This window comes from Allobosea sp. TAB14, assembly GCF_052113865.1.
GTDB lineage: Bacteria > Pseudomonadota > Alphaproteobacteria > Rhizobiales > Beijerinckiaceae > Allobosea > Allobosea spartocytisi.
The window spans coordinates 1-17,325 of record NZ_JBFRDQ010000139.1; the positions used below are offsets into that span (position 1 = coordinate 1).

Below are 17,325 nucleotides of genomic sequence, written 5' to 3' on the forward strand. Positions count from 1 at the left end.
GTGTTGTGGATCGATAACGGCGGTCTGGCCAAGGGCGGATACATGGGCATCGACCAAGATCGCTTGGGTACGGTCGGCGATCTCTTACCCCTGAGCATGCGCCCGGTCGGCCTCGTAAAAAGAATAACGGAAGCCTGATCACGCCGTGGCCCGGCCCGCTCCGGTCATCGTCATATTATGGGAAAGCAGCTTCGGGCTTCCGGGTCAAACATCCGGGGACGGGCGTGGAGCTAAGGGCACAGCTTCGCGACGCCGGCGAATGATACTGTCCATGAGACGAGGTTGCGGAACCTTACCGAAGCGGTTCTGGACAAATCGAAGTTGGCTGTCGTCGACGCCGTAGACGAAGCTAACAGCCGACTGCACTACGAGCTTGTTAGCCTCCTTGACCACCGCAGTGCGGGGGGCACGCAACAAGTCATCGAGAAGTGCCACATCGTGAGAGGCGATGAACAGCAGGCGTGGGCTAATCGGCAGAGCCAGATGCCCGCCGCGTTGTACGAGCCCATTCGTCCGAATGACTGGGCGGTCAGAAGTCAGGAAGGTCGGGCCATCGTCCGAACCTTCAAGTACCCGCCAGTGCATGTCGTTGATTTTGCCTCCCGCGCCCGCGTTGTCCACGAGCGAGTAGAGGATTTCAAACTGATGGCGCTCGATCTGAGAGATCGGCCGCGCTGCGAGATACTGCGAGAATGTCTCCGGAGCATCCGAWGATCGCTTCGCCCGGTATTGCGCTTCCAATGCATCGTCTGTACGGCCAAAGTCTTCGCGCCACCACTCCCGAAAGCCCGCGATGTCTTCAGGGCATCGGAGCAGCAGCGACAGCACGAACCGTGTCCACGCTGACCGCGAGTGGCTATCCCACGGGGCGCGATGCCCGTAACGCTCAAGCAGGTCGAGGGAGTCCGCCGCCCAGCCATCAACGGGCTTAAAGAACTTCTCCTCCACCTGCTGGGCGAGTGCCGGCTCGTAACCTTCAAGCTCGTAAAGCCGCTTCTCAAAACCGGCGGCATCGGGCGCGCGCCTTTTTACCGCTATCTCGATGTGTGGCCGAGAGTATTCACAGAGCCTCCCATCGGGGCCCTTCCACCGGCTCAGGTAAAACGCAGGGATGTAGTGATGCTTGATAGGGGGATTGTCGGATTTCGGTCCGGTCATTTGGATTTCTCGGCATGTAGGTGCCGCAAGCTCAAGTCTGCGAACTCGACCTTCCCCACATACTCGGCGAGGTACGGCGGCTCCAATCCGCTCCCGTAGTTGTCGTCAGTTCCCTGACTCGCCCAACCACCAAGCGCCTGCACGACATCCCGAGGGGTCTTCGCGCGTCTCAAGGCGTCCCTGTAGGAGTGCCTGAAGGAGTGGAACGTGATCTTCGCGGTCTTCACGCCGGCCTTGTCGAGGAACCGCGCGAACCACTTTGAGAACTGCGAGTAGTAGCCGTGGGCATCCTTGGCGATTTCGGGGAACAGCCGGGTCCGCTTGGCCTTCCGGGCGTCCTCTACGAACTCCAGAAAGCCGATGCGCTTCAGCTCAGGGTGTAACGGGACATAGCGCCGGCCTGCCGCCGTCTTGATCCTCTTGCGGTCGGCGGTGTCCATATCCGTCGGTAGTTCGTCGCTGAGCAGCAAGACGCTGACACCTTCGATAACCTGCACGTCAGCAACATGGAGCTGGCAAGCCTCGCTGAGTCGGAGGCCATGAAAAAGGGAGAGAAGCGGGACCCAAAAGCGTCCGCGTCTTGGGCGATTTTGGCCGGGCTTAGCGTAGCCGCTCTCGTCGTCCACGCATCCCGTGTAGAGTGGTGACTGAAAGAGCTTCGGCAGGGCATCGGCTGGGAATGAGTCGCGCTTCTTACCGGCTGGGACTGGGTCGTGGACCGACAGGCCCTTTGCGGGGTTCCGCTCGATCCGCCATGTCTCCTGCCCCCAGTTGAAGAGGGCTGCAAGGTTGTTGAGGTAGTTGTTCACGGTGCCTGGGCCGAGCACGGGCGCTCCGTCCTTCGCCCCCAACTCGACCGCCATCAGCAAGGGAGTGTCCGGGTACTTCTTCCGGGCGTTGCTGGGGAGCTTCTGAAGGACATCCCGGACGCGCTCGCAGTCCGCCCGTGTGATGTCGCGAGCCGGCTTGCTGTCCCCGACAATCTCCGCAAGGGCGTCGAAGACGATGCGGTATGTCATCAGGGTCTTGGAGTTCCGGCTTGCTGCTGGGTCGCTCAAATAGGCGTCTATGAGTTCCCGCAGGGTCGGGCCGGTGTCGGCAGTGGTAGGGGCGGGGGGCGTGTCCACGGGGTCCCCGGCTTGCCGCTGAGCGACAGCGTCAAGATGCCTCACAAACTCCCGCAGCATTCTGTTGAGGACCTCGCGATAGACGGGCGCTTCGTGGGCGAGCTTGTGGCCGTTGCTGACCAGCCAGTCATCAAACTCGTCGCGGAAAGGTTCGACATTGCCACGAGCCGCGCTCCTGCGGGCTTCCGGCGACACGATGGCGACGATCTGGTCCTTCGTCTCAAACTCTCGATCTGAGAGCCGCTCGCTTCGGTGCTTCTCGTCCTCTGCCATAAGCTCGTGGAAGTAGGCCGCCGCAATCCCGTCGATTTCCTCGCGAGTCAGACTGGCGTTTGACGGTTCGCTGATTCGCTTCCGATGTTCCGCCATCTCGGCGTCAAAGCGGACGCTTTCCACCCGCACCTTGAGCTTTGCATCAGCAAGCTCCTTCGTGCCGAGCGATTTCCAGCGGTCCCCGGCCTTGAAGAGGTGCTGCAAATCAGCGGGGTACTTGGCTCGAAAATAGTACGTCGTTTCTCGCTTCAGGAGGCGCTCTGGCATCTCGTCTCCGCCCCCGGTGTAGCAGTCCGGTGTAGCAGTTGAGGGATTTTTTCCCTGAGACGCCATGTACTTAGAGCAAAACCAACGAGTTAGCGGTGTGATGGCGGAAGRGGTGGGATTCGAACCCACGGTGGGCTTGCACCCACGGCGGTTTTCAAGACCGCTGCCTTAAACCACTCGGCCACCCTTCCGGTGGCCCGTTCAATGCCGCTCGCCCACAGATTTTGCAAGTGGCCCGGAAGCTGTCCCGTGCACAGCCGGATCGGCTCAAAATCGCGCCGATCCGGCGATTTTCGACCGCTTTCGAGGCCCGGCGACCACCCTGTTCCGAGCGTGGCATAGGCGCAACGTTCCCCCGAAAAAACCAAAGGGTCGGCGGATCGGGTTGACACGTGTCCGTTTTCCGACACTTTTGTGCCCGCTCCAAGGCAGGGGATGGCCCTCCGATGGCGGCGCGTCGCGCTGTCTTCGTTTAACGATCCCTTAATGGAATTAGCCGAAAACTCGGCAAGGTCGCGCTTGCGACTTTGGCCCGGCGCGACGTTTTTGGCTTGAAAGACGGAATGACGGCATGATTCGAGGCGCTCGCTTGTCGACCATGGAAACGTCCTCCGAAGACTCCGGGTCGATCACGGCGCCCTCTGGCTCCATGTCCATTGCGAGACTCGGCTGCGTGGTTCTCGCCGGGCTGCTCGTCGCCAACTGCGCCGGAAACCAGGTTGCCGGTCGCCGCTCCAAGGAAATCGGCGCCTTTCCGCAGTCGAAATACGGCGCCGCCAGCCCGCGCGTCATCGCCGATGGCGAGCCGGTACCGAAGGGCGGGGGGCGCCTGCTGGTCGGAAAAGCCTATTCGGTTGCGGGCAAGCGCTACGTCCCATTCGAAAAGCCCGTCGGCTACAGCGCCGTCGGCACGGCCTCCTGGTATGGCGAGGCTTTTCATGGCCGCCGAACCTCGAACGGCGAAGTCTACGACCGCAACAGCATCACCGCCGCGCACCCGACCATGCCACTCCCGGCCTATGCGCGCGTCACCAACCTCCTCAATAACCGTTCGATCATCGTGCGCGTGAACGACCGCGGACCGTTCCATGGCGGCCGCCTGATGGACGTTTCGCAGAAGACGGCCGAGGCGCTGGCCTTCCGCCATCTCGGCACGGCCCGCATCAAGATGGAATATCTCGGCCAGGCCTCGCTGGCGGGCTCGGACGATAATCTCCTGCTTGCGACGCTGCGCACGGACGGCTCGCCGGCTCCGATCCCCGGAACCAGCGCGCGCACCATGGTCGCGAGCGCGAGCGGGGTGTCGACCACGCGCACGCCGACCCCGGACCTGGACACGCAGCCCGCATTCGAGCCTGAACCGGCCCCGGTCAGCGTGCCGCCAGCCAGCCAGCCGGTCGCGCAGGCTTATGCGCCGCCGCAGCCGCGCGTCGTTACGCCGAGCGACCCCGTCGTCGCCAGCTTGGCCTCGGCGAGTTCGAGGCCGCTGAATACGCCGGTTTCGACGGCTGCGGGTACGCCGGTTCATGCCGCGCCGCTGCCGCCCAACCGTCCGTTCGATCTCGACACCATTGCCAACGCAGCCCGGCCGGTCGCGGTTCCCGCGACCCTGCGTACGACCTTGCCGCCGGTGCGGGGCAATGTCGCAAGCCTGTTCGCCACGCCCGAGAAGGCGCCGGGCGAGCGCTTCTCTGGCAATCACCCGCTGAACCGGCTGGCACCGCAGACGCTGCAATCGCTGGCACGGAATTGACGCTGGCCCGGCTTGACCTCGGCCGGGGCGCTCTGCTTCAGATCGGAGTATGAGCGCAACGTTTGACCCGACATCGCAAGGCAGGCCGTTCCCCCTCGCGGGAAGGTTTCTGCGCGGGTTGGCGCTGCTGCTTCTCGTCTTCGTCGCGGCCCCCGAAGTGCGAGCCCAGAATTTCCAATCGCAGGCGGCCTTCGCCTTCCTGCTCGATTCCGACAGCGGCGCGGTTCTCTACGAGAAGTCGGCCGACGATCCGATGGTGCCGGCCAGCATGGCCAAGATCGCGACCGCGCTCGTCGCCTTCCAGGAGATCGGGGCAGGGCGGCTCAATCTCGATAGCGAGATCGGCATTTCCGAGAATGCCTGGCGCAAGGGCGGCGCCCCGGCGCGCGGCACGACGATGTTCGCGATGGTGCGCAGCCGGATCAAGCTCTCCGACATCCTGCAGGGGCTGATCGTCCAGGCGGGCAACGATGCGGCCATTGCGCTGGCCGAAGCGATCGCCGGCGACGAGGCGACCTTCGGCCGCGTCATGACCGAGCGGGTGAGGGCGCTCGGCCTGACGAAATCCGTCTTCCGCAACGCGACCGGCATGCCCGATCCCGAACAGCGGGTCACGGCGCGCGAGCTCGCGCTGTTGGCGAACCACATCGTCAAGACCTACCCCGAGCTCTACAAAATCTTCGGCCAGAAGGAATTCACCTGGAACAAGATCCGCCAGGTCAACCGCAATCCGCTGCTGACGATGGAGATCGGTGCGGATGGATTGCAGACTGGCGATCTGGAGGAATCCGGCTACGGGCTGGTCGGCTCGGCCATCGAGAACGGCCAGCGGCTGATCGTCGTGGTGAACGGGCTCAAGAACGGGCGGGACCGCGCCGCCGAGGCCCGCAAGCTGCTCGAATGGGGTTTTCGCGCCTTTGAGAGGCGCCAGCTCTTCGCCGATGGCGAGGTGATCGGCGAGGCAAGCGTCTATGGCGGCGAGAAGGGCCGCATCGCCCTGCGGACCAAGGGCGCGGTCAGCCTGCTGTTGCCGCGTGGCACGGGCGAGCGCCTCTCGGCCCGGATCGTCTATCAGGGCCCCTTGAACGTGCCGGTGCAGGAAGGCGCCGCGGTGGCGCAGCTCGTCGTCTCGCGCGGCGATGTGAAGACGCTGGAGGTTCCGCTCTACGCCGCGGAGACGGTCAAGGCGGGGAGTTTGCAGAGCCGGGCGCTCGATGCCTTGCTCGAAGTCTCGACCGGCTGGGTTCGTCAGGCGCTCGCCCGGATCACGCGGTCCTGACGTGCGGCACGGTCATTTCATCACGCTCGAAGGCGGCGAGGGCGCCGGCAAGTCGACGCTGGCGAGGACGCTGGCGCAGAGGCTGCGCGATGGCGGCGCGAGCGTCGTCACGACGCGCGAGCCCGGCGGCTCGCCAAAGGCGGAAGCCATCCGCGAGGCCATCCTGGCCGGCCGCATCAAGCAATACGGCGCCTTTGCCGAGGCGCTGATGTTCTCGGCGGCACGGATCGACCATATCGACCGCCTGATCCGCCCGGCTCTGGCGCAGGGCAACTGGGTGATCTGCGATCGCTTCATCGATTCGACCCGCGTCTATCAGGGCGTCCTCGGCGATATCGACGCGAGTTTGCTCGGCGAGCTCGAACAGGTCACCATCGACGGGCTGATGCCCGAATTGACGCTGATCCTCGATCTCGATCCCGAAATCGGTCTCGCCCGCGCCGCCAAGCGTCGCAGCCCCGGCGAGAGCGTCGATCGTTTCGAAGGCGAGGCGCTCGCCTTTCATCGCAAGCTCCGCGGGGCCTATCTGGACATCGCCGGGCGCGAGCCGCAACGTCCCGTAGCGACAGCCTCGCCATGCCGGAGAACGACCCGGCGACGCGGCGCGTCATGGCCCGCTCGCATCYGGATCTGCATCTGCTGCGCCGCAGCCTGAAGCCGGACGGCAAGAGCTACACCAGCAACATCCCCGTCGACGCGGCTCGCCGCGTCATCGACCGCTTCGGCGCCAGCGCGGCGGAAGGCGGCTGGCGCATCTGCATCGTCGATTCCGCCCAGGATATGGACCGGCCGACCGCGAACGCCCTGCTGAAACTGCTGGAAGAGCCGCCGCCAAGGGCGCTGTTCCTCATCGTCGCCCATGCGCCGGGCCGGCTGCTGCCAACGATCCGTTCGCGCTGCCGGCTCCTGAGCTTCGAGCCTTTGCCGGCCGAGCAGGTGCTCGAGGCCGGGAGCATCGCCCTGGAGCGCATGGAGACGCCGTTCGACGCGTCGGCCCTGCTGCGGGCGTCCCATCTCGCGGAAGGCTCGGTAAGGCGCGCCCTGACCTATGTCGATCCCGAGACGCTGGCGCTGGTCGAGGCGGTGCGGGCACGGCTCGATGCCTTGCCGCAGATCGACCTTGCCGCGCTGCTGGCGCTGGCCGAGGATGTCGCCGGCAAGGCCGGCGAGCGCGACTTCGCCGTAATGATCGAGACGGTGCAGGGCTGGCTCTCCGACCATCTCCACGCGCATGCTGCGGCGCAACCGGCGCGCCTTGCACCGTTGGCGGAGGTATGGGAAAAGCTGGAACGTTCGGCGCGCGAGGTCGAGACCTATAATCTCGACCGCCGCCCGCTGGTGATGTCGATGTTTCATGATCTGTCGGCTGCGGTTTCCCGCTCGCGCGCAGCGTGAAGCGAAGCTCTCGGACAGATGATGGCCACGGCCCCGAAATTCTACCTGACGACCGCGATCCACTATACCAACGGGCCGCCGCATATCGGCCACGCCTATGAGATGGTGGCGGCGGACGCGATCGCGCGCTTCAAGCGGCTCGACGGCTACGACGTCTTCGCCATGACCGGCACCGACGAGCACGGCCAGAAGGTGCAGCGCACGGCCGCTCAGAACGGTCTTTCGCCGAAGGCGTTCGTTGATGGGATCGCGGCCCGCTTCCACGAGATGGAGCAGGCGCTCGGCTGTTCCTTCGACCGTTTCATCCGCACCACCGATCCTGACCACAAGATCTCGACCGACGAGCTCTGGCGCCGGATGGAGGCCAATGGCGATATCTATCTCGCCAAATATTCCGGCTGGTATTCCGTCCGCGACGAAGCCTTCTACGGCGAGGAGGAGACGACCCTCCAGCCCGACGGCACGCGGCTGGGCGGGCAGGGGACCCCGGTGGAGTGGGTCGAGGAGGAGAGCTATTTCTTCCGCCTCGCCAAATACCAGGACGCGCTGCTGAAGCTTTATGCGGACGTGCCGGACTTCGTCTCGCCCGAGACGCGGAAGAACGAAGTCGTCTCCTTCGTCAAAGGCGGGCTCGAGGATCTCTCGATCAGCCGCACATCCTTCGACTGGGGACTGCCCGTTCCGGGCGACCCGAAGCATGTCATGTATGTCTGGGTCGACGCGCTCAACAACTACCTGACCGGAACGGGCTTTCCCGATCCGGCGAGCCCGCGCGCCCATTACTGGCCGGCCGACGTCCACATCATCGGCAAGGACATCGTGCGCTTCCACACGGTCTATTGGCCGGCCTTCCTGATGTCGGCAGGGCTGCCGCTGCCCAAGCGCGTCTTCGGCCACGGCTTCTTGCTGAACAAGGGCACCAAGATGTCGAAGTCGCTCGGCAATGTGGTCGATCCGTTCGACCTCGCCGMGACCTATGGCGTCGACCAGCTGCGSTATTTCTTCCTGCGCGAGGTCTCYTTCGGCCAGGACGGCAACTACAGCCAYGASGCCATCRTYGGGCGCATCAATGCCGAYCTMGCCAAYGATCTCGGCAATCTSGCGCARCGCTCGCTCTCGATGATCGCCAAGAACTGCGAGGGCAAGGTGCCGCCTTGCGGGGCGCTGACCGAGGCCGACGACGCGATGCTCGCCATGGCCGACGGCGCGCTCGCCAGGGCGCGCGAGGCGATGAAGGATTTCGCCCTGCACAGCCTGCTCGCCGAGATCTGGGCCGTGGTGGCGGAGGCGAACCGCTATTTCGCCGCCAACGAGCCCTGGCGCCTGACCAAGACCGATCCGGGCCGCCGCGACACCGTGCTCTATGTCACGATTGAGGTGATCCGGCAGGTCGCGATCCTGGTGCAGCCGGTGATGCCGGTGGCCGCAGGCAAATTGCTCGACCTGCTTGGCGTTCCGGCTGAGGCGCGCAGCTTCGCGGCACTCGGCAAGGCCGGTCGTCTGGACAGCGGGACAGCGTTGCCGCCGCCGAGCGCGGTCTTCCCGCGCTATGTCGAGCCCGAGGATGGTCAGGCCGCGTGATGCTGATCGATACGCATTGCCATCTCGACTTTCCGGATTTCGCCGAGGACCTGCCGGCCTATGTCGCGCGGGCCGAGGCCGCCGGCGTCGGCCRGATGGTGACGATCTCGACGCGGGTGGCGCGTTTCGCGGACTATGCCGGAATCGCCGAGCGCTTTCCCTCGGTCTGGTTCTCGGTCGGCACCCATCCGCATCAGGCGCATGAGGAGCTCGACGTCACGGCCGAACGGCTCGTCGAGCTGTCCCGTCATTCGCGCTGCGTCGCCATCGGCGAAGCCGGGCTCGACTACCACTACGATTCGAGCCCGCGCGAGGCGCAGGCGCAGGGGTTGCGCACGCATATCGCCGCGGCGCGCATGACGCAGTTGCCGCTCGTCATCCATTCGCGCGAGGCCGATGACGACATGGCGGCGATCCTGCGCGAGGAAATGGGGAAGGGCGCCTTCCCCGCCATCCTGCATTGTTTCACCGCCGGCGAAGCGCTGGCGATGACCGGCGTCGAGCTCGGCCTCTACGTCTCCTTTTCCGGCATCCTGACCTTCAAGACCTCCGAGAGTCTGCGCCGGATCGCCCGCATGGTTCCGCGCGAGCGGCTGCTGGTCGAGACGGACGCGCCCTATCTTGCGCCCGTGCCGTTCAGAGGTAAGCGTAACCAGCCCGCTTATGTCGTTGAGACAGCGAAGGTTTTGGCCGATACGATCGGCGTCGACTTCGACGAGGCGGCCCGGATCACCACGGAAAACGCGCAGCGTTGCTATTGGAAGATGGATCACGCCGCGCCCGTGGCGCAGGTCGCCTGATCCGGCCATGACGCTGACGGTCACGATCCTCGGCTGCGGCTCCTCCGGCGGTGTGCCGCGGCCCGGCTCCGGCTGGGGCGCCTGCGATCCTGCCGATCCGAAGAACCGCCGCCGGCGCTGCTCGATCCTGGTGACGCGTTCCGGTCCGGACGGCACGACGCGGGTGCTGGTCGATACGTCGCCGGATCTGCGCGAGCAGCTTCTCTCGGCCGAGGTTCCGGCGCTCGACGGCGTGCTGATGACGCATGACCACGCCGACCATACCCACGGCATCGACGATTTGCGCGCGCTGGTCCTCCACATGCACCGCCGCATCCCCATCTATGCCGACAAGCCGACGCAGGCTTCGCTGCATGGACGCTTCGGCTATCTCTTCGAGATGCCGCCGGGCAGCTACTATCCGCCGATCCTCGATCTGAATGAGATCAGCCCCGGGCGCAGCCGGACGATCGACGGCGCCGGAGGCCCGATCGAGGCGCTGCCGTTCCGCGTCGAGCACGGGCCGAATTACGAAGCGCTCGGCTTCCGTTTCGGCGATCTGGCTTATCTGCCGGATGTCAGCCTGATCCCGCAGGCCGCCCTGGAGGCCATGGCGGGGCTTGATGTGCTGATCCTCGATTGCTTGCGCGAGACGCCGCATCCGAGCCATTTCCATCTCGCGCAATCGCTTGAGACGATCGCAGCGTTGAAGCCAAAGCGCGCGATCCTGACGAACCTCCATGCCGATCTCGATTATGCGAGCCTGTCCAAACGTTTGGAGGGAAATATCGAGGTTGCGTATGATGGACTGATCATCGAGACACGGGCCTGACGATCCTGCTTGGCCGCGTTTCGGCATCAGTTTTTGTTCCAGATCGAGCGGTTTCGGCAACTGTTGCACTTCGATACTCTCGTAAGTGCAATGTCTTACGTGTAACTTGAAGAATTCTGCAGTTGCAGCTTCATGCAACAACGGTCTGTTGCATAACGCAAATTTGAAAAGGCAACACACGAGGATCTGTTGCAAAAAACAACGATCGACGTGTTGCATTGTGAAGCTATTGGCGAGTGCCTGTGCACAGGAATGGGCCGGCGCGCCCTAAAACTGGCGCTGTAGCCGGCCTATTCCTGTGTGCCGGCACGCATCCAACTATCTTCAGCTTCCATGGCTTCAAGGAGGGCTGCGACCTTCACCGTGGCGAAATGGCAGAAGGTGTCCGAGACCGCATAGGGCAGGACAATCATATCGCCGTGGCGCATCGCGCCGCAGGTGTAGACGACGTTGGGAACATAGCCTTCCCGCTCCGAGGGCTCGGGCTGAACGAACGGCTCGCGCAGGCGAGCCAGCACTTTCGACGGGTCCGCCTTGTCGAGCAGAACGGCGCCGATCGTGTATTTCCGCACCGCCCCGACGCCGTGGATCAGGAGCAGCCAGCCTTCGTCGAGCTCGATGGGCGAGCCGCAGGTACCGATCTGCACGAACTCCCACGGGAATTGCGGCTTCAGGATCGCGACCCCACCGTCCCAGACCAGAAGGTCGTCCGAATAGATCAGGTGGAGATTTTCATTGTCCTGCCGGGAGATCATCGCATAGCGGCCGCCGAGCTTGCGCGGAAAGAGCGCCATGCCTTTGTTCACGGCGGCGGAGCCGCGCAGCGGCGACAGCCGGAACGACAGGAAGTCGCGGGTCTCGATCAGTTCCGAGCGGATCGACCTGCCGTCATAGGCGGTATAGGTGGCGCGATAGATCGTCTCGCCGCTTTCCTCGAACGCGACGAAGCGCGCATCCTCGATGCCGTTCGACTGGGACGCGGTCACGGGAAAGATCACCCGCTCGCTGATGTCGCTATCGGCCGCGAAGACGACCTCGACGTCCTCGCCATCGAGGCGCGCCATCCGGTTGCGCAAGGTTGCGATCGTCGCCAGGCGCGAGGTCGGAGCGACGCTGACGTCGCCATTGGCCGCGATCGATCCCGCGCGGAACGTCAGGGACGAGATATGTCCTTCTCCGACGGCGCGGACGCTCAGGATGAAGCGGAGCCCGCCGGCGGGAGCGTCGGACTGGTCGGGATGCAGCACGATGCTCGGATTGAAGAGTGCCGCCGCCTCGAACGAATACTCATGCATGAAATAGGAGCCGACCAACTGGCGCTGGACCTTCGTGAAGGTACCGTGGGCGGCAAAGGCACCCTCCATCTCGTCGGCGCGTGCCTCGAACCTCTCCAGCAGATTGCGGTGCCGACCGTTGAAGTTCTCGAGCACCTCGCCCAACAGGCTCGCAGCCGCCTCCGGGGCGAGAGACAGAACCCGGTCGACGATATGGTTCGCCTTGGCTTTTTCGGCGGCACCGAAATCCCTGGGCTCGCCCGCCGGGCCGAACCGGCGCACGACGACCCTCGAGGGATCTGGATGCAGGTACAAAGCCTGCCTGTTCAGGAAACTGGGCTGGGACAAGATGTCCGCCGATCTGTTTGTGCAAGGTCGCCGAAGGCTCAGGCGTGCAAGACCCGAAGCGGCGCCAGTTTCGGTCGATCCCCGCTGACGCGGGCAAGCTGGCGAATCTCGGCGAGGCTGATCAGATAGGATACCACGGATTCGCCGCCGCGGTTCTCATTTGGCCGATCACGATGCAGGCCGTCGCGGCAGGCGCCGGTATCGAGGTCGACCAGCGACGATGAGAGATCGTTGTCGCCCAGGAACCAGGCAAAGGCCCGCGCGGCTTCGATGCGCCATTGCGGATCGCCATCGGCGCGCCAGGCGGCGAGGCAGGCGGAAATCGCCGCCGTCGCCTCCAGCGGCTGCTGGTCGAAAGCCTTCGGTGCGCTGCGCTTGTCGCCGAAGCTCTCTGAGCCGACCGGCCTGAACAGGCCTGCCGGATTCGTCTGGAGATACGTGAGCCAGCGCAGAGAGCGCAGGCCGGCCTCGACATAGGCCGGCACCTTCATCGACAATCCCGTCGTGATCAGGGCTTGAGGCAGGCGCGCATTGTCATAGGAAAGCCCGTCCTCGAACCAGACCCAATCCGGCGTCTCGACCTTTGAGATCAGGCCGAGGAGGCGGTCGGCGAGGGCCGTCCGCAACGAGACCGCAGCCGCGGTGGTGCAATGGGCATCGAGGCCGAGCAGGGCAAAGGCCCAGGCGCGCGGCGAGGTGAAGCTCTCGATGACGGGCAGGGCCTCGCCGAACAGGGCCGCAGCCCAACGTCGCCGCGAAACGCTCGCATCGTCGCGCGCGCAAACGCCGAGCGCCCAGAGCGTGCGGCCATGACTGTCTTCCGACCCGGCCTCCTCGAGCCATTGCCGGCTGAAGCTCATGAAGTTGCGGAAGCGCCGTCGATCGGGATTCCAGGCATGCTGGACGAAGGAGGCGAAGCGCGCCGTGAGCGCGTCCGGCAGATGCGCCTCACCGGCGCCGCTCAGAACGCTGGCGAGGAGCAGGGCGCGGGCATTGTCGTCGACGCAATAGCCATGCGCGCGATCCGGCACGGAATGGACGGCGTGCTGGAACAGGCCGGTATCGTCGCACATGCAGAGGAGGTGGCCGGTTTGCATCTCGGGCGGCGCTACGATTGCGGGCAGGAGCCTCGGCTCGCCATGATCAGCGATGACGCTCAGCACGCGACCCCGGCGCGCTGTCTCGAAAGCGGCGAGATAGCGCTTCGCAGTCCGCTCCCAGGTCATCGAGCGGCTGCTCGCATAGGCACGCAGCCTCATGGCCTGGCGCCGGGGCGCATCGGTCAGCAGACCCGCGATCTCGTTGCCGATGGCAACGACGTCGCCGAAGGGCACGAGGATGCCGCGCCCGTCGGCGAGCAATTCCCTGGCGTGCCAATAGGGTGTCGAAACCACGGCCTTGCCGAGCCCGAAACTGTAGGCCAGCGTGCCGGATGTCATCTGCGCCTCGTTGAGATAGGGCGTGACATAGACATCGCACATCGAGATGAAGCTGAGCAGCCGCGCCTGATCGACGAACTGGTTGAGGAAGACGACGTGGTCCTCGACACCGAGCTCGCGAACACGCGCCATCAGGCTCTCCCGATAGGCCTCGCCATGCTCGCGAACSAGATTGGGATGCGTYGCRCCCAGAACSACATAGAYCGCRTCRGGGCGRCGCCKCAGGATCGAGGGCATCGCGTCGATCATCACCTCGATGCCCTTGTTGGGTGACAAAAGGCCGAAGGTCAGGATGACGGAGTGATCGGCGAACCCCAGTCGTTCCTTGGCTTCGTCGGGCTCGACAAAGGCGAATTCGGGAATGCCGTGCGCGATGACCTCGATCTTGTCCGCCGGCAGCCGGTAGACGGCTCGCAGCAGGTCGCGCGCCTTTTCGGCCATGACGACCACGCGCGCCGAGGCATCGACGATCCGCTCCATCACGTTGCGCTGCAGTGCGGTCGGCTCGGACAGCACGGTATGGAGCGTGGTCACGACGGGCATCGTCAGGCGCGACAGCAGCGCCATGATGTGCCCTCCGGCCTCACCGCCGAAGATGCCGAACTCGTGCTGGAGGGAGACGACATCGAAGCGGCCCTCGTTCAAGAAATCGGCTGCACGCGCATAGTCTTCGAGCCGCTGGTCGGAAATCTGGCAGTGCACGGAAAACGGATAGTCGTAGCCCTCGCCATCGTCATTCATGGCGACGATGGAGGTGTCGACATCGGAGGATGCGATCGCCTGCTGCAGATCCGTGGTGAAGGTCGCGATCCCGCAGCGGCGGGGCAGCGAGTTGCCGATGAAGGCGATGCGTTTGGTCGGGCTCATGATCGTGCCTCCGTGGACGGAACTGGCGAACTCGCAACGGCCTGTGGCGGCCCGGTCGGCGGAGAAACCGTCTCGCGGAACCGGGGCATGCCCTCCCCGTCGACCCGTTGCAGGAGATCGCGGTTGGGCGTTGCGGCGTCATAGGCGACGAGGCAGGACAGGCCGGCTTCGCCCGGCGCGATGCGCGCGGCCTGCGCCTCGATGAAACAGCATTGGCCAACGCCGATTTCGAACGCGCCGATCCTGGCGTCGCCGGCGATGGCAGCCAGCCAGGTCTCGCACCGGACATCGAGCTCCCAGATCGATCCGGCAGGCAGGTCGATCCGCTCGAAGACGAAATAGGGATTTGCGACGAGCAGGGTCCGGACGCCGCTCAGGCGCCGTGCCGGCGCGGTGCGTTCCGCAGGCCCGGCATAAGCCACGGCAACGCCCTGCTCGATATGAAGGTCGCGGGCACGGCCATGATCGAAGAGACGGAACGTCGTGTCGCTGCGCTGCTGGATCTCGGCGAGCACGAGGCCTGCGCCGATCGCGTGGATCGTCCCGGCCGGGACGGCGATGATCTCGCCTGCGGCCGGCTTGTGCCATGCGACGAGCTGGGCGATCGAGCCATCCGCAATGGCCGCCCGCAATTGCTCCGGATTGACGGCAGCCTCGAGACCGACTCCGACCGCCGCGTCGGATGCAGCGGACAGGATGTACCAGGCTTCCGTTTTCCCGCRCGGCAGCCCCATCGCATGGGCGGCGGCATCGTCCGGATGTACCTGAATCGACAAAGCCTCCTCCGTGAACAGGAGCTTGAGCAGCAGGGCCGGTTCCGGTGCGTGCTTGTCGCAGCGCTGGAACCGGAGTTCGCCGATCGGAATGCCGGGATGCCCGGTTCCGCTCCAGGGAAGCAGGTCGGTCGATCCCCAGGGCTTGGGGATCAGTTCCATGCAGGCTTGTTCGAGCGCCATGATAGGGCTCCTGGTTCGTGCGGCCGGCCATCGACGACGGATCGTCCCACGCCGGTCTTGGGTAGCGGCCGTTCGCTGGCGCCGGCGCGAGCGATCGCCTATCGCAAGCGGCCTCGGCTGGCTGGCGCGGCTCGGAAGGACGCCAGCCGCACTCCTGGTTTTGGAGCAATCTTACGAGCGATCGGATCGATCCGGTCGTTCGACTCGGGATCGAAACGCGCGATGGCGGAGTGACGCATCGCGTTCCTCCGCCGCGCATATCGCATGTGCCGGCGCTGCGGAGGCTGTCGCGCGGGCCTCCACACCGGAATGCTTCAAGCGCTGAGGTCAGCCTCCAACGCGCTGGCCAGTTCGCCCGGGCTCACCGCGAACACCTGTGAGCTGCCCGACGAAGACAGCGACGGCGTGTGCAGCATGGTGGCGATCTGGCGATAGGCCAGGAACGAGGCGGCTGGAATCTCCTCCTCGTCGACCACCACGCGGTAGGTGCCGGCAGGCTGCGTATGGTCCAACACGCTCAGCMTGAACGGCTTCCTGAATGTGACCATGGTTTCCCGGCTGCGGGTATTCATGTCAGCTCTTCTTCTTCGGTTTTCCCGCGAGTTCGAGCGCTACTGGCAGGCCCTTTGCGGACACGGGCACTGCCGCCGCTTCCTTTTTCTTCTTGGGCTTCTTGGCCTCTCGATTGCCGCGCGTCTGTCCCTTGGCCATATGAAACTCCTCTTGCGGAGCAGGAGGCGACATGATCGCCACCATCTCCGCGCTGCTCACGCGGAATGGCTCGTGATCGTGAGCGATGTCGCTGCGTGCGGCTGTCGCCGATCGTCTCAGGTCCTGGCCGTGCCGAGCGTTTCGGCGCAGGCCTTGGCGACGGCAGCGTCCGGCGACGGGCTGCCGATCATCGTGGCCCAGCCGCCCTTGGCGATGAAATCGCCCTGGCTCCACGAACTGATCTTCTTCAGCTCGGCAAGGGCGGCATCGGCATTGGGCTGCTTTTGGAAGTTGCTCACGCAGATCGGAGACAAGGCCGCGACAACGGCATTCTCGGCCCTGAGCTTCGCCAAGCGTTCGCTCGACGACGCCGTCGACCAGCCACCCCAGGTGAATCCGACAACGGCAAGGGCAATCGCGCCACCAACGGCACCCCAGATGGCAGGCTTGGTTTGCAAGGGGATTTTCATGGAAAACCCTTCCGATTTGCGGAATGAAAATCTTCCGTTAAATAATATAGCACGGAAACAGAAAATAATTCAGGTTATTTTTCTCACCAAGGCGAGGTCGAATATCAATTTTATTTCACGCATTATATGAGTTTATGACGCTGGAAATTCCAATTAATATTCAGTTAGTTCAGACTATTCATTTACAAATCTCTACTCATTTGAGATGAGGCGTTTGATCGTCTGCTGCGCCTCTTTTTTCTGCGAACTGAAGGCACAACCTGCAGATGCCTCGAAGAGAGGTTTCCACTTCGTCGGCAAGGGGCCTTTGATATCCGCCAGGGGACTGGGAACCGGCGACAATTTACCAAGCACGAGGATCGCCATCGACAGGCGGCGGCGAAGGCGCCTGAGGGCATACTTCATGTGAGCGGCGTTGTGCGGCCCGATATAGCATAGGCAGATCAGTGCCGGACCGCGCTCGGCAAGGCGCTCCATGCCGGGAGCCAACAGCGCGGTTGGAGGTAACGCTTCGGCCGCCAGTCCATGCTTCTCTAGGATTTGGCCCAGCATCAGCGCGGTCGCCTCATCGAGTTGCGATTGCGCGCCGACGGCCTGAGCCTGCCACGAGTTCGAATTCGTTTCCTTGTCCAGCAGGCAATCAACGTGACACCACCGGGAAAGAGCTCCGCAGCCGGTGCGTGTCGCCCGTCATGCGTGGCAGGCGCGGCTTATTCCGTAATCAGCTGCGCCTCGGTTGGCGGGCCCGGGTGAAGCATTTTCGCGTGAAGGCGTGCGTTTTTTTTCACACTGCGGGAGCCGACTATGAAGGAGCAC

16 protein-coding genes and 1 tRNA gene are annotated in these 17,325 nt (G+C 64.4%); 7 read left to right on the forward strand and 10 right to left on the reverse strand.

The window, feature by feature from the left end; all coding sequences use genetic code 11:
• Positions 1-204: 204 nt before the first annotated feature.
• From AB4Y99_RS19465 to AB4Y99_RS19475, 3 genes are all read right to left on the reverse strand, one after another.
• Positions 205-1,158: a DUF4238 domain-containing protein gene (locus AB4Y99_RS19465; protein WP_441524466.1), complete on the reverse strand. Its 954-nt coding sequence runs from the start codon at positions 1,156-1,158 to the stop codon at positions 205-207.
• Complete coding sequence (locus AB4Y99_RS19470; protein ID WP_441524467.1) at positions 1,155-2,825, reverse strand: tyrosine-type recombinase/integrase; 1,671 nt, start codon at positions 2,823-2,825, stop codon at positions 1,155-1,157. The genes AB4Y99_RS19465 and AB4Y99_RS19470 overlap by 4 nt, the downstream gene beginning before the upstream one ends.
• A 101-nt stretch (positions 2,826-2,926) precedes the next feature.
• Positions 2,927-3,016 (reverse strand) — tRNA-Ser (locus AB4Y99_RS19475).
• Positions 3,017-3,474: 458 nt separating this feature from the next.
• Here AB4Y99_RS19475 and AB4Y99_RS19480 point away from each other — a divergent pair.
• From AB4Y99_RS19480 to AB4Y99_RS19510, 7 genes are all read left to right on the forward strand, one after another.
• A complete protein-coding gene (locus AB4Y99_RS19480) occupies positions 3,475-4,578 on the forward strand; it encodes a septal ring lytic transglycosylase RlpA family protein (protein ID WP_441524468.1) in 1,104 nt (367 codons plus the stop codon).
• Between the two features lie 118 nt (positions 4,579-4,696).
• Entirely contained in the window at positions 4,697-5,857 is a 1,161-nt protein-coding gene (locus AB4Y99_RS19485; protein WP_441524469.1) for a D-alanyl-D-alanine carboxypeptidase family protein, read from the forward strand.
• 1 nt (position 5,858) lies between these two features.
• Positions 5,859-6,512 (forward strand): dTMP kinase, encoded by a 654-nt coding sequence (gene tmk / locus AB4Y99_RS19490; RefSeq protein ID WP_441524470.1) that lies wholly within the window; start codon positions 5,859-5,861, stop codon positions 6,510-6,512.
• A complete protein-coding gene (locus tag AB4Y99_RS19495; RefSeq protein ID WP_441524471.1) occupies positions 6,434-7,252 on the forward strand; it encodes a DNA polymerase III subunit delta' in 819 nt (272 codons plus the stop codon). Before tmk ends, AB4Y99_RS19495 begins: the two co-directional genes overlap by 79 nt.
• Positions 7,253-7,273: 21 nt before the next feature.
• Positions 7,274-8,833, forward strand: a complete 1,560-nt coding sequence (gene metG, locus AB4Y99_RS19500; protein WP_441524477.1) for a methionine--tRNA ligase — start codon at positions 7,274-7,276, stop codon at positions 8,831-8,833.
• Positions 8,833-9,633: a TatD family hydrolase gene (locus tag AB4Y99_RS19505; RefSeq protein ID WP_441524478.1), complete on the forward strand. Its 801-nt coding sequence runs from the start codon at positions 8,833-8,835 to the stop codon at positions 9,631-9,633. Before metG ends, AB4Y99_RS19505 begins: the two co-directional genes overlap by 1 nt.
• Before the next feature lie 7 nt (positions 9,634-9,640).
• Positions 9,641-10,444 (forward strand): MBL fold metallo-hydrolase, encoded by an 804-nt coding sequence (locus AB4Y99_RS19510; RefSeq protein WP_441524472.1) that lies wholly within the window; start codon positions 9,641-9,643, stop codon positions 10,442-10,444.
• 290 nt (positions 10,445-10,734) lie between these two features.
• Here AB4Y99_RS19510 and AB4Y99_RS19515 read toward each other — a convergent pair whose 3' ends face one another.
• From AB4Y99_RS19515 to AB4Y99_RS19545, 7 genes are all read right to left on the reverse strand, one after another.
• Positions 10,735-12,066, reverse strand: a complete 1,332-nt coding sequence (locus AB4Y99_RS19515) for a glycoside hydrolase family 130 protein (protein ID WP_441524473.1) — start codon at positions 12,064-12,066, stop codon at positions 10,735-10,737.
• A 38-nt stretch (positions 12,067-12,104) separates the two neighbouring features.
• Positions 12,105-14,372, reverse strand: coding sequence for a glycosyltransferase family 4 protein (locus AB4Y99_RS19520; protein ID WP_441524474.1), 2,268 nt, complete (start codon positions 14,370-14,372; stop codon positions 12,105-12,107).
• A complete protein-coding gene (locus AB4Y99_RS19525) occupies positions 14,369-15,328 on the reverse strand; it encodes a class I mannose-6-phosphate isomerase (protein WP_441524475.1) in 960 nt (319 codons plus the stop codon). Before AB4Y99_RS19525 ends, AB4Y99_RS19520 begins: the two co-directional genes overlap by 4 nt.
• A gap of 314 nt (positions 15,329-15,642) precedes the next feature.
• The gene (locus tag AB4Y99_RS19530; RefSeq protein ID WP_441524476.1) at positions 15,643-15,900 is read right to left on the reverse strand and encodes a hypothetical protein; all 258 of its coding nucleotides are present in this window, start codon (positions 15,898-15,900) and stop codon (positions 15,643-15,645) included.
• A 1-nt stretch (position 15,901) separates the two neighbouring features.
• The gene (locus AB4Y99_RS19535) at positions 15,902-16,099 is read right to left on the reverse strand and encodes a hypothetical protein (RefSeq protein ID WP_142020938.1); all 198 of its coding nucleotides are present in this window, start codon (positions 16,097-16,099) and stop codon (positions 15,902-15,904) included.
• Positions 16,100-16,155: 56 nt separating this feature from the next.
• Positions 16,156-16,509, reverse strand: coding sequence for a hypothetical protein (locus AB4Y99_RS19540; protein ID WP_142020939.1), 354 nt, complete (start codon positions 16,507-16,509; stop codon positions 16,156-16,158).
• A 192-nt stretch (positions 16,510-16,701) separates the two neighbouring features.
• Positions 16,702-17,061 carry a hypothetical protein gene (locus AB4Y99_RS19545; RefSeq protein WP_142020940.1) on the reverse strand — a complete coding sequence of 120 codons (360 nt, stop codon included), beginning with the start codon at positions 17,059-17,061 and terminating at the stop codon, positions 16,702-16,704.
• Positions 17,062-17,325 lie beyond the last annotated feature (264 nt).